Source organism: Streptomyces alboniger, assembly GCF_008704395.1.
Lineage (GTDB): Bacteria > Actinomycetota > Actinomycetes > Streptomycetales > Streptomycetaceae > Streptomyces > Streptomyces alboniger.
Map to the genome: position 1 here is coordinate 6,846,982 of NZ_CP023695.1, position 23,861 is coordinate 6,870,842.

At 73.6% G+C, this 23,861-nt stretch carries 19 protein-coding genes; 13 read left to right on the plus strand and 6 right to left on the minus strand.

All coding sequences use genetic code 11. The annotated features are described in order from the left end of the window. Positions 1–25: 25 nt before the first annotated feature. Genes CP975_RS30060 through CP975_RS30070 form a run of 3 tightly spaced genes read right to left on the minus strand, consistent with a single transcriptional unit; the run spans position 26 to position 3,182 of the window. Positions 26–1,315, minus strand: coding sequence for an MFS transporter (locus CP975_RS30060; RefSeq protein WP_055530607.1), 1,290 nt, complete (start codon positions 1,313–1,315; stop codon positions 26–28). Then, a complete protein-coding gene (locus CP975_RS30065) occupies positions 1,312–2,148 on the minus strand; it encodes a Rossmann-like domain-containing protein (RefSeq protein ID WP_055530606.1) in 837 nt (278 codons plus the stop codon). The genes CP975_RS30060 and CP975_RS30065 overlap by 4 nt, the downstream gene beginning before the upstream one ends. A 41-nt stretch (positions 2,149–2,189) precedes the next feature. After that, positions 2,190–3,182, minus strand: coding sequence for a pyridoxal-phosphate dependent enzyme (locus CP975_RS30070; protein ID WP_055530604.1), 993 nt, complete (start codon positions 3,180–3,182; stop codon positions 2,190–2,192). A 286-nt stretch (positions 3,183–3,468) separates the two neighbouring features. Between CP975_RS30070 and CP975_RS30075 the strand changes: the two genes are divergently transcribed. Continuing rightward, complete coding sequence (locus CP975_RS30075; RefSeq protein ID WP_150477564.1) at positions 3,469–4,416, plus strand: GHMP family kinase ATP-binding protein; 948 nt, start codon at positions 3,469–3,471, stop codon at positions 4,414–4,416. Next, positions 4,416–4,847, plus strand: coding sequence for a Fur family transcriptional regulator (locus tag CP975_RS30080; protein WP_055530596.1), 432 nt, complete (start codon positions 4,416–4,418; stop codon positions 4,845–4,847). The genes CP975_RS30075 and CP975_RS30080 overlap by 1 nt, the downstream gene beginning before the upstream one ends. Here CP975_RS30080 and CP975_RS30085 read toward each other — a convergent pair. Beyond that, complete coding sequence (locus tag CP975_RS30085) at positions 4,804–6,822, minus strand: heavy metal translocating P-type ATPase (protein ID WP_055530598.1); 2,019 nt, start codon at positions 6,820–6,822, stop codon at positions 4,804–4,806. The two genes, CP975_RS30080 and CP975_RS30085, sit on opposite strands and share 44 nt — an antisense overlap. Before the next feature lie 95 nt (positions 6,823–6,917). Here CP975_RS30085 and CP975_RS30090 point away from each other — a divergent pair, with 95 nt between their 5' ends. Next, positions 6,918–7,304 carry an ArsR/SmtB family transcription factor gene (locus CP975_RS30090; protein WP_055530600.1) on the plus strand — a complete coding sequence of 129 codons (387 nt, stop codon included), beginning with the start codon at positions 6,918–6,920 and terminating at the stop codon, positions 7,302–7,304. Between the two features lie 35 nt (positions 7,305–7,339). On the opposite strand, the gene CP975_RS30095 is transcribed toward CP975_RS30090, so the two are convergent. After that, positions 7,340–8,116 (minus strand): NAD(P)H-dependent oxidoreductase, encoded by a 777-nt coding sequence (locus CP975_RS30095; protein WP_055530602.1) that lies wholly within the window; start codon positions 8,114–8,116, stop codon positions 7,340–7,342. Positions 8,117–8,291: 175 nt separating this feature from the next. On the opposite strand from CP975_RS30095, the gene CP975_RS30100 reads away from it, so the two are divergent. Genes CP975_RS30100 through CP975_RS36440 form a run of 4 tightly spaced genes read left to right on the plus strand, consistent with a single transcriptional unit; the run spans position 8,292 to position 16,555 of the window. After that, entirely contained in the window at positions 8,292–9,689 is a 1,398-nt protein-coding gene (locus tag CP975_RS30100) for a hypothetical protein (protein ID WP_150477565.1), read from the plus strand. After that, complete coding sequence (locus tag CP975_RS35180) at positions 9,686–11,653, plus strand: VMAP-C domain-containing protein (RefSeq protein WP_167532754.1); 1,968 nt, start codon at positions 9,686–9,688, stop codon at positions 11,651–11,653. The genes CP975_RS30100 and CP975_RS35180 overlap by 4 nt, the downstream gene beginning before the upstream one ends. Next, entirely contained in the window at positions 11,650–12,699 is a 1,050-nt protein-coding gene (locus tag CP975_RS30110) for an AAA family ATPase (RefSeq protein ID WP_246201681.1), read from the plus strand. Before CP975_RS35180 ends, CP975_RS30110 begins: the two co-directional genes overlap by 4 nt. 31 nt (positions 12,700–12,730) lie before the next feature. Continuing rightward, a complete protein-coding gene (locus CP975_RS36440) occupies positions 12,731–16,555 on the plus strand; it encodes an SAV_2336 N-terminal domain-related protein (RefSeq protein ID WP_342787997.1) in 3,825 nt (1,274 codons plus the stop codon). 10 nt (positions 16,556–16,565) lie between these two features. On the opposite strand, the gene CP975_RS30120 is transcribed toward CP975_RS36440, so the two are convergent. Further along, positions 16,566–17,795 carry a cytochrome P450 family protein gene (locus CP975_RS30120; RefSeq protein WP_055535969.1) on the minus strand — a complete coding sequence of 410 codons (1,230 nt, stop codon included), beginning with the start codon at positions 17,793–17,795 and terminating at the stop codon, positions 16,566–16,568. A gap of 134 nt (positions 17,796–17,929) precedes the next feature. Between CP975_RS30120 and CP975_RS30125 the strand changes: the two genes are divergently transcribed. The 6 genes from CP975_RS30125 (at position 17,930) to CP975_RS30150 (ending at position 23,859) form a co-directional block, all read left to right on the plus strand. Beyond that, a complete protein-coding gene (locus CP975_RS30125; RefSeq protein ID WP_055535970.1) occupies positions 17,930–18,763 on the plus strand; it encodes a M55 family metallopeptidase in 834 nt (277 codons plus the stop codon). Continuing rightward, positions 18,756–20,114: a M20/M25/M40 family metallo-hydrolase gene (locus CP975_RS30130; protein WP_055535971.1), complete on the plus strand. Its 1,359-nt coding sequence runs from the start codon at positions 18,756–18,758 to the stop codon at positions 20,112–20,114. Before CP975_RS30125 ends, CP975_RS30130 begins: the two co-directional genes overlap by 8 nt. Positions 20,115–20,135: 21 nt before the next feature. Then, the gene (locus CP975_RS36035; protein ID WP_246201682.1) at positions 20,136–22,124 is read left to right on the plus strand and encodes a S9 family peptidase; all 1,989 of its coding nucleotides are present in this window, start codon (positions 20,136–20,138) and stop codon (positions 22,122–22,124) included. After that, positions 22,121–23,062: a S66 peptidase family protein gene (locus tag CP975_RS36040; RefSeq protein WP_055535973.1), complete on the plus strand. Its 942-nt coding sequence runs from the start codon at positions 22,121–22,123 to the stop codon at positions 23,060–23,062. Before CP975_RS36035 ends, CP975_RS36040 begins: the two co-directional genes overlap by 4 nt. A gap of 240 nt (positions 23,063–23,302) precedes the next feature. Then, complete coding sequence (locus CP975_RS30145; protein WP_055535977.1) at positions 23,303–23,548, plus strand: LapA family protein; 246 nt, start codon at positions 23,303–23,305, stop codon at positions 23,546–23,548. Further along, positions 23,545–23,859, plus strand: coding sequence for a hypothetical protein (locus tag CP975_RS30150; RefSeq protein WP_246201683.1), 315 nt, complete (start codon positions 23,545–23,547; stop codon positions 23,857–23,859). Before CP975_RS30145 ends, CP975_RS30150 begins: the two co-directional genes overlap by 4 nt. Positions 23,860–23,861: the final 2 nt, after the last annotated feature.

Sequence of the window (23,861 nt, forward strand, 5' to 3'; positions counted from 1 at the left end):
GTCGGCGCCGCCTCCGCGACAGTGCTCACGAGACCTCGACCTCCGTATCCCTCTCGTCATCCTTCTCGTCCCGAAGACGCGCGCGCAGCACCAGGGCGGCCGCGCCGAGTGCTGCGACGACGAGGGCGCCGAACACGACGGCGACACCCGGGTAGCCCGCGAGGCCGAGGCCCGCCCCGCCGAGCGCCGCGCCGACGAACACGCCGAGGCTCTGCCCCGCGGCGTTGAGGCTCAGCGCCGAGCCGCGCAGCGACGTCCCGCAGCGCCGCACGATGAGGCTGACCACGCACGCGGCGACGATCGCGTGGCTCGCCGCGTGCAGCGCGGTCATGGCCAGCGCGAGCGGCAGCCAGTGGGTGAAGTAGAAGCCGACGACGGAGACGAGGGCGGCGACCAGGCCGACGGCGAGCATCCGCTCCGTGGACAGGCGCGGCGCGGCGGAGTTGGTGAGGCGGCCGGTGAGCAGATTGCTGACGAAGAACGCCGCGCCGCTGAGCGTCCACACGAAGGCGAAGACCCCGGCGTCGAGGTCGAACCGCTCCTCGTAGAACGCCGCGAGATACGCCAGGTAGCCCATGAACACCGCGGTGCGCAGGAAGCCGATCAGCAGCAGCGGCACCACACCGCGAACCCCCGCGAGTGCCTTGAACGAGGCGAGGTAGCCAAGGCGCGGCTCGGCGGGCGCGTCACCCGAGGTCGCCTCCTGCCGCTTCTCGCGCCGGGCGACGAAGACCACCGCGAGCAGCAGCGCCACCGCCGTCACACCGAACAGGTCGCCCTGCCAGCCCCAGAACAACGCGGGCAGCGCGATGACCGGCGCGGCGAGCATGGCGGTCATCGACTGGGTGGCGGTGACCAGCGTCGCCGCGCGCCCCGCGGCCTTGCCGGTGCCGAAGCGGTCGGCGGCCGCGGCCGTCAGCGCGGGGTTCAGGACGGCCGTACTCGCGCCGATGAGCAGGCAGAACACGGCGAGCAGGACGAAGTCGCCGCTGGCGCCGAGCGCCGCCGAGAGGCCGAGCGCGGCGAGCGCGCCCGCCGCCGCCCACTCCTTGGGCACCCGGTCGATCAGCGGGGCCAGCGCGGTGCCCACCAGGAGCGCGGCGAGACCGCCGAGTCCGCGCAGGCCGCCCATCGCGGCGACGCCGCTGCCCGCCTCGTCGGCGATCGGTACGAGGTAGGTGCTGAACACGGTGAAGGGGAGCAGGCCGACCGCGGAGGCGAGCAGGACGGGCCACAGGGCGCGGGCCATGCGCAGATCGCCCGGCACCGCTTCCTCCGCGGTGCCACGGGTGTCCTTGGTGGCATCGACGCTCACGCCGCGGCTCCGTTCGTGAGGGCGGCCCGGTAGCGGTACATCGGCGTGGCGTCGGCACTGAACTGGGAGAAGGTGAACGGCTCCGCGTTCAGACCGGTGACTCCCGCACCGAGGAAGGCGCGGGCCACGGCGCTGCCGCTCTGGGCGTAGACGGTCAGCGGCACCTGGTGCTCGACGCAGTGCTGGAGGATCAGGTCGAAGGTGCCGTTGCTGAGCGTCATGCCGGTGGCGACCACCGCGTCGGCCTGGGCGAGTACTTCGGTCATGTCGTCGGTGACGGGGTCGCCCCACGCGGTCGTCCGCAGGTTGAGATCGCAGGGCAGACAGACGCCGCCCCGCTCCCGTATCGCCGCGACGAGCGGGTTGACCACGCCGATCAGGGCGACCTTGGCGCCGGGCGCGATGTCGAGGAGCCCCGCCACGGCGGCGTCCCGGGCCTCGGCGCGGACCTCAGGGGTGCCGGTGGGCAGCATGACGCGCTCGGCGTCGTCGGCGTCGCGGTGCGGGCGCACCCGCGAGAGGTAGGCGTCGAGGGCGGCGGTGCGCACGGGCGCGCACTCGTCGCGCAGGAGCTTGTCCAGGGAGTGGCCGGAGGCGTTCTCGCAGAATTCCGGGGCGAGTTCACCCGCCTCGAAGGAGCAGGCGCCGAACGAGTCGCCGACGCGCAGCAGCAGATAGTGGTTGTGGTACGTGACGTCGCCGCCGGCCAGTCGCGTGGTGTTGTAGAGCCAGAACGCGCTGGTGACGGTCAGCTCGGCCGGGTCAGGGCCGTGGGCGCCCGCCAGGACGGCCTCGGTCAGCTCCGCGACGGTGTGGGGTGTGGGGTGTGACATGTGGGTTCTCTCTGGGATCGCCGGGTGAGGCAGCGGGTGGTTCAGGAGGTGACGGGGGGCCAGGCCGTGGTGGACCAGGGGTGCTTGAGCTGGTCGAGCGAGGTGATCTCGTGCGGCTTCAACGTGTCGGTGTCCAGGGCCTGTCGGTGATGGGCGTAGGCGCTCTCGACGTACCGGTGGCCGGTGTCGGCGGCGATGAAGACGTACGTACGCGTGTCGTCCCGGCGCCGCTCCCACAGCGCGCTCAGATACGAGGCGCCCGCCGACAGCCCGGCGAAGATGCCGCTGGTGCGCAGCAGCGAGACGGCTCCGGAGACGGCGTGGTCGAAGTTGACCCAGTGCACGCGGTCGTACAGCTCGTGCCGGACGTTCTGGAACGCGATGGCGCTGCCGATCCCGGCGATGATCATGTCCGGGTCCGCGACGTGCTCGGAGCCGAAGGTGACGCTGCCGAAAGGCTGGACGCCGATGAGCGTCACGTCCCGCCCGGCCTCGCGCAGGTAGGTGCCGAGGGCGCCGGTCGAGGCCCCCGACCCCACGCCGCCGACGAGCGCGAGGGGGCCCGCGGGCACGTCCTTGTCGATCGACTCGGCGACCTCGCGGTAGCCGTAGTAGTGGATGGCGTCGTGGTACTGCCGCATCCAGTGGTACGAGGGGTGGGCGGCCAGGATCTCGGCGATGCGGCGCACCCTCAACTCCTGGTCGAGGCGCAGGTTCTTGGAGGGTGCGACCTGCTCCAGCGTGGCGCCGAGTATCTCCAGCTGCACGCGTGTCGAACGGTCCACCGTCGTCGAGCCGACGATGTGGCACTTCATGCCGTAGCGGTGACAGGCGAGGGCCAGGGCCTGGGCGTAGATGCCGCTGGAGCTGTCGATGAGGGTGTCACCGGGCTTGACGGCGCCCGTTTCCAGGAGATGGCGGACGGCTCCGAGGGCCGAGTAGATCTTCATGGTCTCGAACCGGAGGCAGGCCAGATCCGGTTCGAGGGATATGAGATCGGGTTTCTTCACCGCTTCGGCGATATGGGCGTGCATGACGGAGACCCCCCGTAGGGACGTGAGAGCAGGAGAGGCCGGGGGGCGTGCGGGTCCCCGGGACGCCGAGAGCATCACACTAGATGAAAATGATTGTCAAGACCGGGTAGGGTCGGCACACTGATCCGGGCGGGGTGCCGAGCCGTGTGCGCCCCGCCGTGTCGAGAGGAGTCGCGTGAAGCTGTCCCAGGAGGCCGGAGCGAGGGCTCGCCCGCCGCGGCAGGCGTCGCGGAGAGGGCGAGGGGCGGGGGCGGCCACCCGCGCCGGCGCAGGGGTGGGCGCCGGGGTGGGGACCGCCTTCGGCACCTTCGGTGAGCTGCTCCAGGGGGTGCTGCCCGAGGAGGACGGGGACTTCCTCGTGACGCTGCCGGTCGCCCGCTGGACCATGGCCACCTTCCGGCAGGAGTCCGACTCGGGGGAGCTGGAGGTCTGGCCGCCACGCAAGACCAAGGCGCTCCGGCTGGCCCGGATGATCGCGGACCTGGCGCCGCGCGGCGCGCGGTCCGCGCGCGGCGGCGTGCTCACCGTCAGCAGTGTGATCCCCGAGGGCAAGGGGCTCGCCAGCTCCTCCGCCGATCTCGTCGCCACCGCGCGGGCGGTCGGCCGGGCCCTCGACGTCGCCATGCCGCCCGCCCGGATCGAACGCCTCCTGGCCCGCATCGAACCCACCGACGGCGTGCTGTACCCCGCGATCGTCGCCTTCCACCACCGCAGCGTGCGGCTCCGCGCGGTCCTCGGGTCGCTGCCCGCCATGGCCGTGGTCGGCGTCGACGAGGGCGGCTCGGTCGACACGGTGGACTTCAACCGCATCCCCAAGCCGTTCACCGCCGCGGACCGGCGCGCCTACGCGGGCCTGCTGGCGAGCCTCACCGACGCGGTGCGGGACCGGGACCTCGCGGAGGTCGGCCGCGTCGCGACCCGCAGCGCCCTGATGAACCAACGCCTGCGCCACAAGAGGCTGTTGGACCCGATGCGGGCCGTCTGCCGCGAGGTCGGCGGCCTGGGTGTCGCCGTCGGGCACAGCGGTACGACCCTGGGCGTCCTCCTCGACGCCACCGACCCCGCGTACACACGCCGCGTCACGGCGGCGGCCCAGGCGTGCGCGGAGCTGGCGGGCGGCGTGCGGGTCTACCGCACGCTGAGCTTCCGCGGCACGTCGTGCGGGACGCCGGACCTCCCGGCGCCGGCGGCCCTGCCCGGCCTGCCGACGGCCATGGGGGAGGGGGCGTCGTAATGGGCGGGGTGCGCCGGACGCCGCAGCGGGACGCCGTGCTCGAAACCCTCGGCCGGTGCCGGGAGTTCGTCTCCGCGCAGGAGTTGCACGCCCTGCTCGCCGGGTGCGGCAGCGCGGTCGGGCTCACCACCGTCTATCGCGCGCTGCGGGCCCTCGATCGGGCCGGTCTCGTCGATGTCGTGCGGGACGAGACCGGCGAGCGGCTCTATCTGCGGCGGCCCACCGACGAGCATCAGCACTACCTCATCTGCCGCCGCTGCGGCCGCAGTCAGCCGGTCGACGCACGGGACGTCGAGGCCTGGGCGGACCGCCTCGGCGAGACGACCGGGTTCGCCGAGCTGGAGCACACCCTCGAACTCAGCGGCGTCTGCCGGCCGTGCCGCCGCCCTACTGGTGCCACGCCGAACGGCGCAGCAGACGCAGGCCGTTGAGCCCGACCAGGACGGTCGACCCCTCGTGGCCCGCGACGCCGAGCGGCAGCGGCAGGTGTCCCGCCAGGTCCCAGACCACCAGGGCGCCGATGCACACGGAGGCGATGACCAGGTTCTGCACGACCACGCGCCGGGCCCGCCGGGAGAGCGCCACGACCGCGGGCACGGTGGCGAGTTCGTCCCGCACCACCACGGCGTCGGCGGTCTCCAGGGTCAGGTCGGAGCCGCTCCTGCCCATGGCGATCCCGCTGTGCGCGGCGGCGAGCGCGGGCGCGTCGTTCACACCGTCCCCGACGACCAGGACCCGCTCCCCCCGCGCCTCCCACTCCCGTACGGCCGCCACCTTGTCCTGCGGAAGGAGCCCGGCGCGGACGTCCTCGATCCCGGTCTCCGCCGCGAGGTGCGCGGCGGCGGACGGCGTGTCGCCGGTCAGCAACACCGGCGCGGAACCGGTGAGTTCACGCAGACCCGCGACGGCCTCGGCGGCCCCGGGGCGCGGCAGGTCGGCGAGACGCAGTAGAGCCGAGGGGGTGCCGTCGACCACCACGAGCACGGCGGTCCTGGCGTGGTCGTCCGCCACCGCGACCACCGCACGAAAGGCTTCGCCCGTACGAGAGGCCTCGCCCGTACGGGAGTCCGCGTCGGCGTCGGCGAGGAGCCGGTCCGGGCTGCCGACCTGGACCACGCGGCCCGCGACGACCGCGCGGACACCACGCCCCGGAGCGGCGGCGAAGTCCCGGGCGCTCTCCAGGGGCAGCCCACGCTCCCGGGCGGCGACGACCACGGCGCGGGCGAGCGGGTGTTCGCTGGGGTGCTCGGCGGACGCGGCCAGGGCGAGCACCTCGTCCTCGGTGAGCTCGGTGCCCGGCAGCACGCGGATGTCCGTGACGCGGGGCGCGCCCGCGGTGAGCGTGCCCGTCTTGTCGAGGGCGACCTTGGTCACCGCGCCGAGCCGCTCCATCACGACCGCGGACTTGACCAGCACGCCGTGCCGTCCCGCGTTGGCGATCGCGGAGAGCAGCGGCGGCATGGTGGCGAGCACCACCGCGCAGGGCGAGGCCACGATCATGAAGGTCATGGCCCGCAGCAGCGTCTCGGTGAACGCGGCGCCGAGCGCGAGGGGAACGCCGAAGAGCGCCAGCGTGGCCACCACCACGCCCACCGAGTACCGCTGTTCGACCTTCTCGATGAAGAGCTGCGTGGGCGCCTTGGTCTCGCTCGCCTCCTCGACCATCGCCACGATGCGGGCGATGACGGAGTCCTTGGGATCACGGCCGACGCGCACCCGCAGCGCGCCCGTGCCGTTGAGGGTGCCGGCGAACACCTCGTCGCCCGCCTCCTTGGCCACCGGCAGCGGCTCACCGGTGATGGTGGCCTGGTCGACCTCGCTGCTGCCGTCGAGCACGGTGCCGTCGGCGGGCAGCCGCTCACCGGGCCGTACGAGCACGGTGTCGCCGATCCGCAGCGAGTCCGCCGCCACCCGCTCCTCGCCGCCCTCGCCACCCTCGGCTCCGTCGGCGCCGTCCGGGGGCAGCCGCAGCGCCATCGCGGGTGCCAGGTCGAGCAGTCCACGCACGGAGTCCGCGGTACGCCGGGTCGCCAGGGCCTCCAGCGCGCCGCTGACCGCGAAGATGACGATGAGCAGTCCGCCGTCGAGGAACTGCCCGATGGCCGCGGCGCCGAGAGCCGCGACCACCATCAGCAGATCGACGTCGAGGCTCCGCTCCCGCAGCGCCTGGAGCCCTGCCACGGTCGGCTCCCAGCCGCCGGCCGCGTAACACAGGGCGTAGAGCGGGCCCCACGCCCAGGCGGGGGCCCCTGCGAGGTCGAGTGGGAACGCGAGCAGGAACGCGGCCGTGGCCAGCGCAGCCCAGCGCACCTCGGGCAGGGCGACGAGCCGGGTGCGGCGCGCCTTCGCGGGCGCGGCCTGCGCGGAGGCCGGAGCCGGCCGGTCGCCCACCAGAGCGGAAGACATCGGAGCACACCTCATGGTCGGTCGGGGAAGCGGCGCACCCACCATAGCGGAATACATGAAGAGGTCTTCAACTGTACGACGAGTAGGATTGCCGCATGGGACACGGAGTCGACAGCAAGATCACCCCTGCGACGCACCTGGACGCGGACTCCGCCGCCACGATCGCCGCCACTCTCCAGGCGCTGGCCACCCCGTCCCGGCTGATGATCCTCACCAAGCTGCGCCAGGGGCCCTGCGGCGTCGGCGCGCTCGCCGAGGCGGTCGGCATGGAACAGTCGGCGGTCTCCCACCAGTTGCGCCTGCTGCGCGCCCTCGGCCTGGTCACCGGCTCGCGGCAGGGCCGCCGCATCGTCTACAGCCTCTACGACAACCACGTCGCCCAGCTCCTGGACGAGGCCGTCTACCACATCGAGCATCTGCGCCTCGGCGCGCGGGACTTGCCCGCACGGGACTTGCCCGCGCCGGACGACGACCTCGGCTGAGGGGGGGGGCAGCGCCCTGCCGGGCCGGTCCCGCCTCAGCGGTGCACGCCCACTCCCGACAGGCCCGGGGCGAACTGTGGGCGCAGCACCAGGTCCTCGTCGTACGCCCCGCCGTTCTCGTGGCGGAAGGGCAACGGTGGTGTGGTCTCCAATGCGCGCAGGCGTTCGCGCAGGGCCTGCGCGCTCCGTGCGTGGCCGGCCCGCGAGAGCCGGTCCGCCCCGTAGACCGCGAAGGGCGGGAGCGCGGCCATGCCGGTGTACCAGAACGTGCCGTGCAGCAACGGAAACAGCACCTCGTCCAGCTGCCCGTGGATGCCCCGCGGGCCGAAGCCGGACTCCCGGGCGCCGACCGAGGTGACGACCAGCGCGCGCTTCCCGGCGAGGCCGCCTTCGCCGTACCGCAAGGTGCGGCCGTCGGGCCCCTTGAGGCCGAATCCGAAGCCTTGCACCAGTACGCGGTCGAACCAGCCCTTGAGGATCGCGGGCGGCCCGAACCACCAGAGCGGGAACTGGAAGACAAGCGTGTCCGCCCAGGTGATCTTCTCCTGCTCGGCGCGGATGTCCGCGCTCAACTGGCCTTCCTCGTACGCTCGTTCCTGCTCCGCGCCGACGAAGAGGCGATCGCGTGGCGCGGCGCGGGAGCCCTCGGGGCCGAAGTCGTCGGCGTCCACCACGGCCTTCCAGCCCATGGCGTACAGGTCGCAGACGCGGTGCTCGTGGCCGAGGGCCTCCAGCGTGCGGAGCCCCTCGGCCAGCAGGGAGCCGGCCAGGGAGCGCTGTTCGGGGTGGGCGAAAATCCAGAGAACCTTCATGCCCCGATCCTGCGGGCCCCGCCCCGGCGCCAACCAGTGGCCAGATGGCCCCGGCCCGAAAGGATCTGGCCACGCCGGAGAGGGGCGAGGTCGCCGCCTCAACTCCGCTGCGTGGTCGTACGATTACCCGCTATCCTCCTGCTGGCAGGCGGCACGAGGGGGAGGTCCGGCGCGCATGCGGTTCATTTTCGTCCACGGGACCGGCGTGCGGCGCGAGCGCCACGAACAGCTGACGCGGCTCGTGACGACCAAGCTGACCGACAGGTTCCCCGGCGCCCGCGTCGAGGCCCCCTACTGGGGAGGCGTCCACGGCGCGACCCTCGCGGCGGGCGGCGCCTCGATCCCCGGTGTCGACGGGGTGCGCGGAGCCGAGAGCTGGGCCCCGCTCGACGAGGAGGCCGCGGCCTGGCAGCTGCTGCTCGCCGATCCGCTCTGCGAGCTGCGCGTCCTGGCGGAGATCACCGCTGCCGGTGACGACGGCCTCGGGATGCCCGGGGTCCGCGGCGCGGGCGAGGAAGTCGCCGCCGGACTTGCCGAGCTGACGCTCGAACCCGCGCCGCCCGCGCTGCCCGCGGCCTCTGGGGGCGGCCGTGCGTCCGAAGCCGCTACCGCGAGCGGCCATGCGCCGGACGCCGCTACCGCGAGCGGCCATGCGCCGGACGCCGCTACCGCACCCGCACCCGCCTCCACCACCGCCATGACCCCCGCCCCCGCCCTCACCGAGCGGACCGCGCTGCTGCGGGCCACCGGTCTCGCCCCCCACTACCCCGGCGCGGTTCAAGCCGTCGCGTACTCCGCCGAGTTCACGCAGGCCTGCGCCGCCACCCACGACGCCGTGGCCGCACGTGAGCTGGTCGCGGTCACGGCGCGCGCCGTCGTCGCCGCGGCGCTGCGCGCGGCCGGGGACGACGCCTTGTGCACCGGCGACGAACGCGACCGCCTCGCCGACCTCATCGGCGACCGCCTCGGGGGCACCGGACGCTTCCCGGGCGGCCGGGCCGCGGCCGTCCTCGGCACCCTCGCCCTGAAGCTGACCGTCCAGCCCGCCCTCGACCTCTGGCGGCCCCCGCTCACCGGCGGGACCGTCCCCGCGCTCGGCGACATCCTGCGCTACCAGGCGCGGGGCCGCCCCCTGCGGGACTCGCTGGCGCGCCTCATCGCGGCGAGCGACGAGCCGCCCGTCGTGATCGGTCACAGCCTCGGCGGCATCGCGCTCGTCGACCTCTACGCCCTCGCCGCCGCGGGCCCGCCCGGCGAGGCTCCGCCGCCCACCCCGACGCTTCTCGTGACCGTCGGCTCACAGGCGCCGTTCCTGCACGAACTGGGCGCCCTCACCGGCCTCCCGCCCGCGGCGGACCGCCTGCCGCCCGGATTCCCGAACTGGCTGAACATCTACGACCGCAAGGACCTCCTCGCCTACCGCGCGGAACCGGTCTTCCCCGGCGACCCCCGGGTCACCGACCACGAGGTGCGCAGCCGCCAGCCGTTCCCGCTCAGCCACAGCGCCTACTGGAAACTGGACGCGGTGTACGACCGCATCAGGACGGGGATCGAGGCCGGGGCCGAGCGGTGACCACCGAAACAGCCCGACCGGTCGACCCGCGCCGCGTGTTCGCACTCGTCGTCGGCATCGAGTCGTACGACATCAGCACCCGCTGGGACCTGCCGGGCGCCGCCCGCGACGCCGAGCGCGTCGCGGACTGGCTCACCGGCCCGGCCCAGGTCCCCGCCGACCAGGTGCACCTGCTCCTCTCCCCGCTGGACCGCACCGTGGCCGCCGCGCCCGCCCCCACCCGCCACCACCTCGTACCGACCCGCGAGAACGTCGAACGGATCCTCTTCAAAGAACTCCCCGCGTGCGACGGCGACCTGCTGTGGATCTACTGGGCCGGCCACGGCTACCTCGACCCGCGCAGACAGCTCCTCCTGCCGTACACCGACGCCACGACCACCCGGACCGTCCACCTCAACCTGGAGGCGGCGCTCCGGTGGTGGAAGTCGGAGGTCCCCGCCGACCGGTTCCCGCGCCAGATCGTGCTCGGCGACGCCTGCCGGGTGGAAGCGGACCGCGCCAAGTCGCTCACCTTCGGGGACTCCGAGTACGGCGGATTACGGCTCAACCCGCGTCGGCGCCAGTTCACGCTGTACGCCGCACGCGCCGGGGAACTCGCCCAGAACCTCGCCGACCGGGGAGCGGGCCAGTTCACCGACACCCTGATGCGGCGCCTCGCCGAACGGACCCTGGACGAGAGTGTCAACGGCGCCGTCGCCCTCGCCCGCGCCGTCCAGGCCGACCTGCGGGAACTGCGCGCCACGGGACACGCATGGCAGAACCCGCAGTTCCTCGTCGACCGCGACTGGGACGACTCCACGATCTTCGGGGACCACTGGGCCGCCCCGGGCGCCGCCCCCGCCACCGCGGCCCACCTCGACCAGACCGCCTGGAACGCCCTCGGACCGCTGCTGCGCGGCGGCGGCACACCCGCCCACACGCACGACGCGTACCGCTGGGCCTTCGAGATCACCGGCTGCGTCTTCCCCGCCCACCGGGGCCTGCCCACGGGCGGCCTCACCGGCATCGCCCACGACCTGGACGCCCGCCAGGGACGGCGCGGCGACCTGCCCCTGACCCTGCCCTTCGTACGCCACCTCGCGGCCCGCTCCCCGGACCCCGCCTGGGCCGAACGGGCCGAGGCCTGGGTCGACGCCACCCGCGAACGCCTCGGCGCCGCCCCCGTCCCCGCCGCCCCCGAAGCCGACCCCGAGCCCGCGGCACTGCACGTACGCCTCACCGAGGACCCGGCGGGCGGCGGCTACTGGACCCGCATGTGGCTGCACCGCGACGGCGCCTTCGAGGCCGTCAGGGACGCCGAGCTGCCGCTCACCCTGGACGCCGTCCGCGAGCACCTCGCCGGACAGCTCCTCACCGGGGGCGCGGCGGCCCCGGCCCGCATCGAGTTCCATGTGCCCTACGGCCTGCTCACCACGGAGTTCGAACGCTGGCGGCTGCCCATCGGACGGCGCGGCAAGGCCGTCGAACTCGGCTGGTCCTACGAGGTCGTCGTGCGCTGCCCCGACGAACGCGACGGCCTCGCGGGCAGCCACTGGCACCGCAAGTGGCAGTGGTTCAAGTCCCACGGCGGCGCCCACCCCGAGGCGGTCCAGCACGTCACCGACGGCGACGTCTCCGGGGAACTGGGCGCCTGCCTCCAGGCCACCGAACCGCCCGTCTGCGTCCTCGCCGAAGTCTCCGACGAGCACCTGATGGACGCCCTGGACGCCGTGCTCGACGCGGGTATTCCCATCGCGCTCTGGCCGCGCCCCGGCCGCGAAGGACGCCCCCGCGGCGAACTGGCCACCGCCCTGCGCACCTGCGGCGGCACCGGCACGCCGGACGTCGGCCGCCTCCCCGGCGTCCTGAAGGCCCTGCGCATACCCCGCCCGGGAGCCGCGGCGGCGGGCACCCGGCCGCCGTCCCCGCCGGCCCTCCTGTGGGACGACCCCGAACGCGTACCGGAAAGGCGGCCACTGTCATGACGGCCAAGAACATGACACCCAAGAAGTGGTGGATCTACCAGGGGCCGGGGACGGCCGACGAGCGGAACAGGAAGCTGGCCGAACAGCGGCCCCCGTGGAGGGACTTCACGCCCGCACACCTCTCGGACTACGAGTACGCGCCCCCGCCCGACACCGACACGCCCAGCTGGCGGGAGACGGAGCGCCGCGGCCGCGGATACGTCCCGGACACCGAGGAGAAGGACGCCGTCAACACGGCCCTGTACCTGCGCCGCCCCCTCCTGGTCACCGGAAAGCCCGGCATCGGCAAGTCCACGCTCGCGTACAGCATCGCGGCCGACCTGGAACTGGGCCCCGTACTGCACTGGCCCATCACCAGCCGCACCGTGCTGCGCGACGGCCTCTACCAGTACGACGCCATCGGACGGCTGCACGACGCCAATCTGCGCCAGCTCCAGGAGGCGCCCGGGACGGGCGGCGGATCCATCGAGCCCTACCTCCGCCTCGGGCCTCTCGGCACCGCGCTCCTGCCGCACTCCAGGCCGAGGGTGCTGCTCGTCGACGAGCTGGACAAGGGCGACATCGACCTCCCCGGCGACCTGCTGACCGTCTTCGAGGAGGGCTCCTTCGACATCCCCGAACTTGCGCGGGTCGCCCGGCACGAGCGGTCCGTGCGGATCGGCACGCACGACGACGCCCAGGAGCGCGCCTGGGTGCACGACGGCCGCGTGCGCTGCCGGTCCTTCCCCGTCGTCATCCTCACCAGCAACGGCGAACGCGACTTCCCGCCGCCGTTCCTGCGGCGCTGCATCCGGCTGCACATGGAACCGCCCGGCAAGGAGAAGCTCACCCAGATCGTGCGGCAGCGCCTCGGCCTGGAGAGCGACGACGGATTCGGCGACCTCGTCGAGGCGTTCGTCGAACGGCGCAAGGAAGGCGACCTCGCCACCGACCAGCTGCTCAACGCCGTGCAACTGCGCATGAGGGGCGCCTGGAGCGCGGCCGACGAGCGCGAGAAGTTCCTGGAGACGGTCCTGCAACGCCTCACCGGCCCGACGTCCGTATGAGGCCCGCGATGACCCGTACGAGGTCCGCCCGGTGATCGACGACCTGCTCGCCGCGCTGTCCCGGGCCGACGACGACGTCGGCCCCGAGGAACTCGCGGACATCCTGTGGCTCGCCGAGCGCATCGACGCCCAGGAGCGGCAGGCCCACGGCACCACGGGGCCGCCCGCCGCCGACGGCGAGCAGAGCGACGAGGGACCGGGCGGCACCGAAGCGGCGGGCGCCTCGTACTACAGCGCGGGCGCCGTCGAGGACGTGCCGGCGCGGGCCGGGGGCGCCCCCGGCCCCGGCGGGCGGCGCGGCGAAGCCGTCCTGGTGCCGCGCGCCCCCGCCCTGGAGGACCCGCTCGGCCTGATGCGGGCCCTGCGCCCTCTCGGCCGCCGGGCCGTCACCGACCGCAGGGCGCCGACCGAACTGGACGAGGAGCGCAGCGTCACCGCGAGCGCCGAGCAGCGCATGACGGTGGCCGTCCTCAAACCGGAGCGCGGCCGCTGGCTCGACCTGGCCCTCGTCGTCGACACCCACCACTCGATGCTGCTCTGGCACGACGTCGTCACCGAGCTGCGCCGCGCCCTGGAACAGAGCGGGATCTTCCGCGACGTACGCGTCTGGACGCTCACCGGCACTGGCGCGGGCGCCACCCCGGCCGTCGCGCGGCGCTCCGGCGGCGCGCCCCGCAGCCCCCACGAGATCGCCGACCCGTCGGGGCGGCGCCTCGTCCTGGTGGTGACCGACACCGTCGCCGCGGGCTGGAGCGGTCCCGGCGTCGAGGCCGTGCTGCGCCAGTGGGCGGCGCACGGCGCGCTCGCGGTCCTCAACCTCCTGCCGAGGCGCCTGTGGGACAGGGGCGCGGTGACCCCCGAGGGCGTACTCGTCCGGGCGGCCAGGCCCGCGGCGCCGAACGCGTCGTGGCGGCTGGCCAGGCCCCGGGACACCCTTCCCGTCAGGGCTCGCGCGCGATCCGCCCCGCCGGGCGGGGGCGGCCTCGCGGACCGCGTCGCGATCCCGGTCGTCGAGGCGTCCCCGGCCGGGCTCGGGGCGCTGGCGTCCCTGCTGTCCGGCGCGGGCCGCTGGACCCGCGTGCCGTGCCTGACGATCGCCCGGTCGGCCGTCGGGGCCGACGCCGTGGCCCGCACGGGTCCGGGGGATCCGGACATCCCGGTCGCGGCCCCCGGCCGGGCCGACCCCGCGCAGGCCATCCGCCGCTTCCAGGAGGGCGCCTCACCCGCCGCCCAGGACCTCGCCGGCTATCTGTCCGCCGTGCCGCTGACCCTCCCCGTGATGAGCGTGGTCCGCCGGGTGATGCTGCCTCAGTCGGTCCACGGCCACCTCGCGGAAGTCGCCCTGAGCGGCCTCTTCGCGCCCTGGCCCGGCGCGGACGGCACCTTCGACCCGGACCGCTTCGAGTTCCACTTCCTGCCGGGGGTACGGGAGGCCCTGCTCGGCGCCCAACTGCGGCCCGACATCACGGCCGTCCAGGAACTGGTACGCCGTCAGGTGGGGGAGTACGTCGGCCGCCGCGAGGCCGGGAGCGGCGACTTCCCGGCACTGCGTACGATCACGAACGGCACGGGTGGGCGACGGATCCGGGCGGGGGCGGTGCCGTTCGCCGAGAAGCCGGAGGCGGTGGTGGTTCCGCCGGTGCCGGTGCCGGGGGAGCCGGACGCGTCCGGGGCCGCGGCCCGGGATACGGGCACCACCTTGCCCACCACCTATGTGCCCCGCGACTTCGACGCCGAGCTGCACGACCTCATCGCCCGCGCCCTCGGGGGCGAGCCCATGTTCGTGGTGCTGACCGGGGAAGCGTGGTCCGGCATGATGCGTTCGGCCGTCGAGGCCCTGCGGAAGCTGCCACCGGGGTGGGACTTCTGGGTTCCGGGCTCGGACGAAGAGGTCCTGGAGAGACTCGGCACGCTGCGCCCCCGCACGGCTGTCCTGCTCGAAGGCCTCGAAAGGTTCCCCAACGCCGGCCAACTCCTCGACCGGGGCGGGGCGTCCCCCCTGGTGCTCGCCACCATCGCCACGTCGTCCTGGGCGGAGGGGACCCTGCACCCCGCCGCGCGGGAGATCCACGTCCCCGCCGCCTTCAGCGCGGCCGAACTGCACCGCGCCCGCCAGGCCGCGGAAGCCGATCACAACCTCGCGGCGGCGCTGGAACGCTCCCCCGACGGCCACGTGCCGCGCTGCCTCGCGCTCGGTCCGGACACCATGGACCGGTACCGCGCGGTGCCCCCGGCCGTCCGAGCCCTGATCGACGCGGCGGTGGACGCGCGGCGCCTGGGTCATGCGGGGCCGCTGCCCGCCGGGACGCTCGCCGAGGTGGCACCCGCGTACCTCACGGTCAGCGAGTGGAGCGCCCTCGGTGACGACCCCATCTGGCTGGCGCACGCACTCGACTTCGCGACGACCGAGTGGGCCCCCGGCCTCAGCTTCCTGAGGAGGCACCGCCGGGAAGAACCCCCGTCCCAAGCGGTCATGGGCGCCTACACCATCAACGACTTCGCGCACAACGTACTGGCCCCGGGCCGCCCCGACGAACCCCCGGCCCTGCTCCGCGACGCACTCGTCCGCGCGTCGTCCTCCCGCCCGGCCCCGGTCGGCAATCTGGTGAAGATCATCGCGGAGGACTCCCGCAGGCTGTACGTCGGTGTCCCGGGCGACTCGGGACGGACTGTGATCGCGCCCCACATCAGGGGCGAGGGCCGACTGACCGTCACCCAGGACGGGAACCATTCGGTCGATGCGCGTGTGGTGGCGGTGGCGGGCCACTTGGCACTGCTGGAGCTGGCGGGCGCTCTGTGGCCCGCTCAAAGGGGTGGCCCTGTCGAGTGCCGTTTCGGGGCCCCGCTGCGTCCGGCGAAAACGTACACGGTGGTGACCACCACGGGCGATCGACGGGCGGACTTCTTCCGCACGAGGGCGAGAGCGGTGTCGCCGGTCAGCCTGCGGCTGCTGGAGGCGATCGTCGTACGGATCGGCTCACCGGTTCTGGACGAGACAGGCGCTGTCGTCGGCCTGGTGACGGCCAAGTCCGGCCTCACCGTCTCCGTTACGCCGATCGTGCGGTTCGACGTGACCACCCCGGACCCGGAGCCCGCCCCCGAACCGGACTCCGCCCCCCAACCGGACGCCGCCCGGCCCGCGCCCAGCCCCGGCGACCCGTCCGACCGCACCCCCTTCATGGCCCGCCTGAAGGCGAAGGACCGCACCGCTCTCATCTCCCTCGGCCAAGACCGGTCCTTCGCCGCGCGCGAGGTGCTGCTGAGCCAGGGCGAGCTGTCCACCCACGTCCTGCTCATCGTCGACGGCTGGGTCAAGGTCTCGGCCACCGCGGCCAACGGCTACGAGACACTGCTCGCCCTGCGTGGCGCGGGCGACATCGTCGGTGAGGGCGAGGCCCTTTGGGGCCGCCCCCGCTCGGCCACCGTGACCGCGCTGGGGTCGGTCAGCGCGGTCGTGGTCGAAGGCGCACGGTTCCGGGCGTTCCTGGAGCGGTCGCCCGAAGCCGCCCTGGAGATGCTCCGCTTCAGCACCGACCAGACCCGGGAGGCCGACCAGCGCCGCTTGCGGTTCGCCTCGGCGACCGCACGCGAGCGCTTCGCCGAACTGCTGCTCGACCTCGCCCGGAGCCACGGCCGCCGCACCGAGGAGGGCATCGAGGTCACGGTGCCCCTGACCTCGCAGGAGCTGGCCGGGACCATCGGCGGATCACGGGAGACGGTGGCGCGCCTGATGAAGGAACTGCGCGAGCGCGGGGTCATCACCCGTAGACGGCGCGCCCTCGTCGTCGTACGCCCGGACGTCCTCCGCCGCATGGCCGCCCTGACGGACTCGGCGGAGGACACCCGTAACCCTTGACCTGACCCTCTCAGGGCCGCAGGCGGACCGGCAGGGAACGGTGGCCGTTGCTGATCAGCGAGGGAAGCGGCCGCAACTCCTCGGCCGGGACCGCGAGTTCGATGTCCGGGAACCGCTCGAAGAGCGACCGGAGGGCGGTGGTCACTTCGAGGCGGGCGAGCGGGGCGCCGAGGCAGAAGTGCACTCCGTGGCCGAAGGCCAGGTGTTCCTTCGAGGGACGGGTGGCGTCGAAGCGGTCGGCGGTCGGGCCGTGCCAGTCGGGGTGGCGGTTGGCGGCGGCGTAGGAGGCGAGGATCGCCTCGCCCCGGGCTATCGTCCGCCCGTCGGGCAGGGGGATGTCCGCGACGGCGAAGCGCAGCGGCAGGTGCTTGACGGCGGGCTCGTGCCGCAGGGTCTCCTCGACGACGTCGTTCCAGTCGGCGCGGCCGGCCCGCAGGTGCGCGAGCTGCTCGGGGTCCGTCAGCAGGGCGGTGACGGCCTGGTCTATGACGTTGACGGTGGTCTCGTACCCGGCGCTGATCATCAGCAGCAGTGTGTCGCGCAGCTCGGCGTCGGTGAAACCGCTGCCGTCGCCCTCGTCGTCGCGCGCGGCGATGAGGAGCGAGGTCATGTCGTCACCCGGCTCGGACTCGGCGCGCTTGGCCGCGATCAGCTGGTCGAGGGCCTCGTACAGGGAGGCGGTGTTCGCGGCTGCCTGCGCGGCGGTGAGGGTGGTGGAGAAGACGTTGTCGACCAGGGCGCGGAAGCTCTCGCGACGGCTGTCGGGCACGCCCATGAGGCGGCCGATCACCGCGATCGGCAGCGGATAGGCCAGGTGCTCGCGCAGATCCACGCTCTCCCCGGCCGGGCGGGACGCGAGAGCGTCGAGGAGGGAGTCGACCATCGACTCGACGTCGGACCGCATGGCCCGCACGCGCCGGGAACTGAAGGCGGGCGCGACCATGCGGCGCAGCCGGCGGTGGTCGTCCCCGAAGGCGGTGAACATGTTGTTCACCGCCACCCACAGGGCGAGGGGCCACGTCGGAACGGCCTCGGGGAAGTCCGGCCAGTGGGCACGGGCGTCCTTGGAGACCTGCGCACTGTTGAGGAGCTGCTTGAGAAGCTGGGGGTCGCTGATCGACCAGGCGGTCACGCCGAGGACGTCCACGCGCGTGGCCGCCCCGCGGGCGCGCAGGGCCTCGTGCTCGGCGTGGTGGTCGGAACTGGCAGGATCCAGGACGAGTACGGGCTGTTCGGGCACGGGGGCTCCTTCGACAGAGGCGGGGACGCGCGTCCCTTTACACTCACGCTGCGGCGTAGCCCGGCAACTGATGTCGACGGGTGATGTCAGTGTGAGCTGTCTGTGGCTCAGACCCGAGGGGATGGTGGAAAGTTGTGAAGATCCTCATCAGCGCCGACATGGAGGGCGCCACGGGAGTGACCTGGCCGGCCGATGTGCTGCCGGGCACACCGCAGTGGGAGCGGTGCCGGGCCATGTTCACCTCGGATGTGAACGCCGCCGTGCTCGGATTCCTCGACGGCGGCGCCGACGAGGTGCTCATCAACGAAGCGCACTGGAACATGCGCAATCTGCTCCTCGAAGAGCTGGACGAGCGGGCCGAGATGCTCACCGGTCGGCACAAGTCGCTCTCCATGGTGGAGGGCGTCCAGCACGGCGACGTGGACGGCATCGCGTTCATCGGCTACCACGCGGGCGCCGGCATGGAGGGCGTCCTCGCGCACACCTACCTCTCCAACCAGATCACCGGCGTGTGGCTCAACGGCGTGCGCGCCAGTGAAGGGCTGCTCAACTCCCATGTCGTCGCCGAGTACGGCGTGCCCGTGGTGCTCGTCACCGGCGACGACGTGGCCTGCGAGGACGCCCTCGGCTACGCGCCCGGCGCGCTGAAGGTCGCCGTCAAGGACCACGTCTCGCGGTACGCCGCCGTCTGCCGCACCCCGGCCCGCACCGCCGCCGACATCCGGGCCGCGGCGAAGGACGCCGCCGCGCTCGCCGTGCGCCACGAGCCGGTGGCCGGCGGCCCGTTCACCGTGGAGGTCGAGTTCGACGCCGAGCACCTGTCGATGGCCACGACCGTCGTACCGGGAGTGCGCCGTACGGGGGAGCGCAAGGTCGCGTACGACAGCGAGACGATGTACGAGGGGATCCGTACCTTCAAGGCGGTTACGACGATCGCCTCCGCCGCCGTGGAGGAGCAGTATGGCTAGCCAGCAGCAGGACCAGGAGCAGGAGCCCGGGGATCAGGTGGACGCGCTGACGCTCGACGAGGTCGTGACGTTCACCTCCGAGCTGATCCGCATCGACACCACCAACCGCGGCGGGGGCGACTGCCACGAGCGGCCCGCCGCCGAGTACGCCGCCGAACGCCTCGCCGACGCGGGCCTCACCCCGACGCTCCTGGAGCGCACCCCGGGGCGCACCAACGTCGTCGCCCGCATCGAGGGCACCGACCCCGGAGCCGACGCACTGCTCGTCCACGGCCACCTGGACGTCGTACCCGCGGAGGCGGCCGACTGGAGCGTGGACCCGTTCTCCGGGGAGATCCGCGACGGTGTCGTCTGGGGCCGCGGCGCGATCGACATGAAGAACATGGACGCGATGATCCTGTCGGTCGTACGGGGCTGGGCACGCGCCGGAGTGCGGCCGAGGCGCGACATCGTGATCGCCTTCACCGCGGACGAGGAGGCCAGCGCCGTCGACGGCTCCGGGTTCCTCGCCGACCGGCACGCCGCGCTCTTCGAGGGCTGCACGGAAGGCGTCAGCGAATCGGGCGCCTTCACCTTCCACGACGGGCGCGGCAACCAGCTGTACCCGATCGCGGCGGGGGAGCGGGGCACGGGCTGGCTCAAGCTCACCGCGCGCGGCAAGGCCGGGCACGGCTCCAAGGTCAACCGCGCCAACGCGGTGAGCAGACTGGCCGCCGCCATCGCCCGCATCGGCGAGCACCGGTGGCCGGTGCGGATCACCCCGACCGTGCGCGCCTCACTCGTCGAACTCGCCGCGCTCTACGGCCTCGAACCCGACCCCGAGGCGCCCGGCTTCGACGTCGACGCCTTCCTGGAGAAGCTCGGCCCGACCGCCGCGCTCGTCGAGGCGACGGTCCGCAACAGCGCCAACCCGACGATGCTCCAGTCGGGTTACAAGGTCAATGTGATTCCTGGGGAGGCAGTGGCCTACGTCGACGGCCGGTTTCTGCCCGGCGGCGAGGAAGAGTTCCGCCACACGCTTGACCTGCTGACGGGCCCTGACGTCGACTGGGAGTTCCACCACCGCGAGGTGGCGCTCCAGGCGCCGGTCGACTCGCCGACGTACGCGCGGATGCGGGCGGCCGTCGAGGAGTTCGCGCCCGAGGGGCACGTCGTGCCGTACTGCATGTCGGGCGGTACGGACGCCAAGCAGTTCTCGCGGCTCGGCATCACCGGCTACGGCTTCTCGCCGCTGAGGACACCGGAGGGCTTCGACTATCAGGCACTCTTCCACGGGGTCGACGAATGCGTTCCGGTCGACGCCCTGCACTTCGGCGTCCGCGTCCTCGACCGCTTTCTGCGCACGGCCTAGACAATGGGGGAAGTAAAGGACATGACGCAGACCCGGGCGTACGGATCATGGCCCTCGCCGATCGACGCCGAGCTGGCCGCCACCCACGACGGCGCCCCGGGGTACGTGGGCTTCGTCGGCGCCGAGGCCTGGTGGACCGAGCCGCGGCCCACCGAGGGCGGGCGCCGCGCCCTGGTGCGGCGGCTGCCCGACGGCGAGGAGCGCTCGGTGCTGCCCGCGCCGTGGAACGTGCGCAGCAGCGTCGTCGAGTACGGCGGCCGCCCCTGGGCCGGGGCCGACCGCCCCGAGGGGCCGCTGCTCGTCTTCGCGAACTTCGCCGACCAGCGCCTGTACGCGTACGAACCCGACGTCCCGGACGCCGCGCCCCGGCCGCTGACGCCGCTCTCGGCCGTGGGCGGCGGCCTGCGCTGGGCCGATCCGGTGCTGCGCCCCGACCGGGGCGAAGTCTGGTGTGTCCTTGAGGAGTTCACCGGCGAGGCGCCCACCGACGTGCGCCGGGTCATCGCCGCGGTGCCGCTCGACGGCTCGGCGGCCGAGGACCGCGGCGCCGTACGCGAACTGTCCGACGGCGTCCACCGGTTCGTCACAGGCCCCCGTGTCTCGCCGGACGGCACCCGCGCCGCCTGGATCGCCTGGGACCACCCCCGCATGCCGTGGGACGGCACGGAACTGATCCTCGCCGACGTCTCCCCGGACGGCGCGTTCGGTGCGCCCCGGACCTTCGCGGGCGGCCCCGAGGAGTCCGTGGCCCAGGTCGAATGGGCCGCGGACGGACGGCTGTTGTTCTCCAGCGACCGCACCGGCTGGTGGAACCTGTACCGCGCGGCCCCGGACGACCCCACCGGCGTACAGGCCCTGTGCCCGCGCGAGGAGGAGTTCGCGGGCCCGCTGTGGCAGGTCGGCCTCACCTGGTTCGCGCCGCTGGACACCGGCCTGATCGCCGTCGTGCACGGCACGGGCGCCACGGCCCTCGGCATACTCGACCCCGAGACCGGCGAGGTCGTCGACGCGGCCGGCCCCTGGACGGAGTGGGCCTCGACGCTCGCCGCACACGGCCCCCGCGTGGTCGGCGTCGCCGCGAGTCCGCGCAGCGCGTACGAAGTCGTGGAACTGGACACGTGCACAGGACACGCCCGCGTCGTCGGCGCCGCCCACGGCGACCCGGTGGACCCCGCGTACTACCCGGAGCCCCAGATCCGCACCTTCTCGGGCCCGGCGGGACGCACCGTCCACGCGCACATCTACCCGCCCCACCACCCCGGCCACGTCGCGCCCGACGACGAACTGCCGCCCTACGTGGTGTGGGCGCACGGCGGTCCCACCGGCCGCTCGCCCCTCGTCCTCGACCTGGCCATCGCCTACTTCACCTCGCGCGGCATCGGCGTCGCCGAGGTCAACTACGGCGGCTCCACCGGGTACGGGCGCGCCTACCGCGACCGGCTGCGCGAGCAGTGGGGCATCGTCGACGTCGAGGACTGCGCGGCCGTCGCGCTGGCGCTGGCCGACGAGGGCACCGCGGACCGCGCCCGGCTCGCGATCCGCGGCGGCAGCGCGGGCGGCTGGACCACGGCCGTCTCGCTGACCACCACCGACGTCTACGCCTGCGGGACGATCATCTACCCCGTCCTCGACCTCGCCGCGTTCGGCTCCGGGGAGACCCACGACCTCGAATCGCGCTACCTGGACTCCATCGTCGGGCCGCTCGACGAGGTGCCCGGGCGGTACGCGGAGCGTTCGCCGCTGGAGCACGCCGACCGTGTCACCGTGCCCTTCCTGATCCTGCAAGGGCTCGACGACGCGGTCTGTCCGCCCGCGCAGTCCGAGCGGTTCCTCGCCCGGCTGGCGGGACGCGGGATCCCGCACGCCTACATCGCCTTCGAGGGGGAGGGGCACGGCTTCCGCCGCGCCGGCACCATGGTCCGCGCCCTGGAAGCCGAACTCTCCCTCTACGCCCAGGTGTTCCGGCTCGACCTCGCCGCGCCCGTGCCGACCCTGGAGCTGGGCAAGTGATATCCCTCGCACGGCCCGCGCGCCTCACGCCCGGCGCGCGGGTGGCCGTCGTCGCGCCGAGCGGCCCCGTGCCCGAGGACCGGCTCGAAGCGGGTCTCGACATCCTGCGCGGGTGGGACCTGGACCCCGTCGTCATGCCCCATGTCCTGGACACACACCGGGAGTTCGGCTACCTCGCGGGGGCGGACGCCGACCGCGCACGTGACCTGGAGCGGGCGTGGTGCGACTCGTCCGTGGCCGCCGTGTTCTGCGCGCGCGGCGGGTACGGCGTCCAGCGCATGGTGGACCTCGTCGACTGGGAGGCGCTGCGGGCGGCCACGCGGACGGCAGGACCCAAGGTGTTCCTCGGCTACAGCGACGTCACCTCGCTGCACGAGGCGTTCGCCACGAGGCTCGGGATCGTCACGCTGCACGGCCCGATGACCGCGGCGGCCGACTTCTTGAAGAACGCGGACGCCCAGGAACATCTGCGCACGACCCTGTTCACTCCGGAGGCCGCCCAGGTGATCACCGCACGGGGACGCGCGAAGGCGCTGGTCGGCGGCCGGGCCCGGGGCGTCACGCTCGGCGGCTGCGTCTCGCTGCTCGCCACGGAGCTGGGCACGCCCGGGGCGCGGGCCTCCGCGCGGGGCGGCCTGCTGTGCCTGGAGGACATCGGCGAGGAGACCTACCGCCTGGACCGGAGCCTCACGCAGCTGCTGCGCGCCGGCCGGCTGGAGGGCGTCACGGGGATCGCACTCGGCTCCTGGGAGCAGTGCGGGCCCCACGACGAGCTGCGGGCGCTCTTCGCCGACCGGCTCGGCGGGCTCGGCGTGCCCATGGTCGAGGAGTTCGGGTTCGGGCACTGCGACGGGGCGCTGACCGTGCCGTTCGGGGTACCGGGCCAACTGGACGCGGACGCGGGCACGTTGACGCTGGACGTGCCGGCACTCGTCTGACGTGCTGACGTGCTGACGCGCGTCGGACCAGGTGCCGAGCAGGTGCTTACCGGTCGGTAGCAATCTCCTGCGCGTCGAACGGGACCAGCGTCCTGGCTCCGCCCGTGGCCGCCCGCCGACGTCACCCGCACGGCCCACCGCCCCACCCCGGAGGCACACCCACCGCGCGCGAACCCGGCCCAGCCGCCCATGCTGGTGCCGGGGGAGGCCGGACGTACCTCCGACGGAAGGGTCCACATCATGAGCCCCAAGACCTCCACGGGCGGCTCCCGGGCGGGCGGCACCGGCGGCGGGCTGATGACACCCGGGAGGGTCGCCGTCGCCGCGGTCGCCGTCCTCACCCTGGTCTTCATCTTCGAGAACACCCGCAGCACCAAGATCCGACTGCTGATCCCCGAAGTGACCATGCCCCTGTGGATGGCCCTGCTCGGCACGGGGCTGATCGGCGCCCTGTGCGGGGTCTACTTCATCGGGAGGCGCAAGTGAAGGCCCGGGCCAGGCGCGCGGGCGTGGTCGCGGGCGCCGCGCTCGCCGCGTCCCTCATGACGGTCACCACCGCCGCGGCCGCGGGCCCACCGATGCCGGAGTTCCGGGGGCGGGGCCTGGTGCACGTCTTCTCGGCCCTCGACTACCGCACTCGCGTCGACGTCCACGACGTCAGCGGCTACCGCCGCACCGTCCTGTGGCCCCTCAACTGGAAGGTGTGCTCCCAGTCCCCGGCCGCGGGCCGGCAGCTCAACGGCCAGGCCGTCACGATCGGCGTCGTGAAGAAGACCGAGAAGTGCCCCGGCGGGTGACC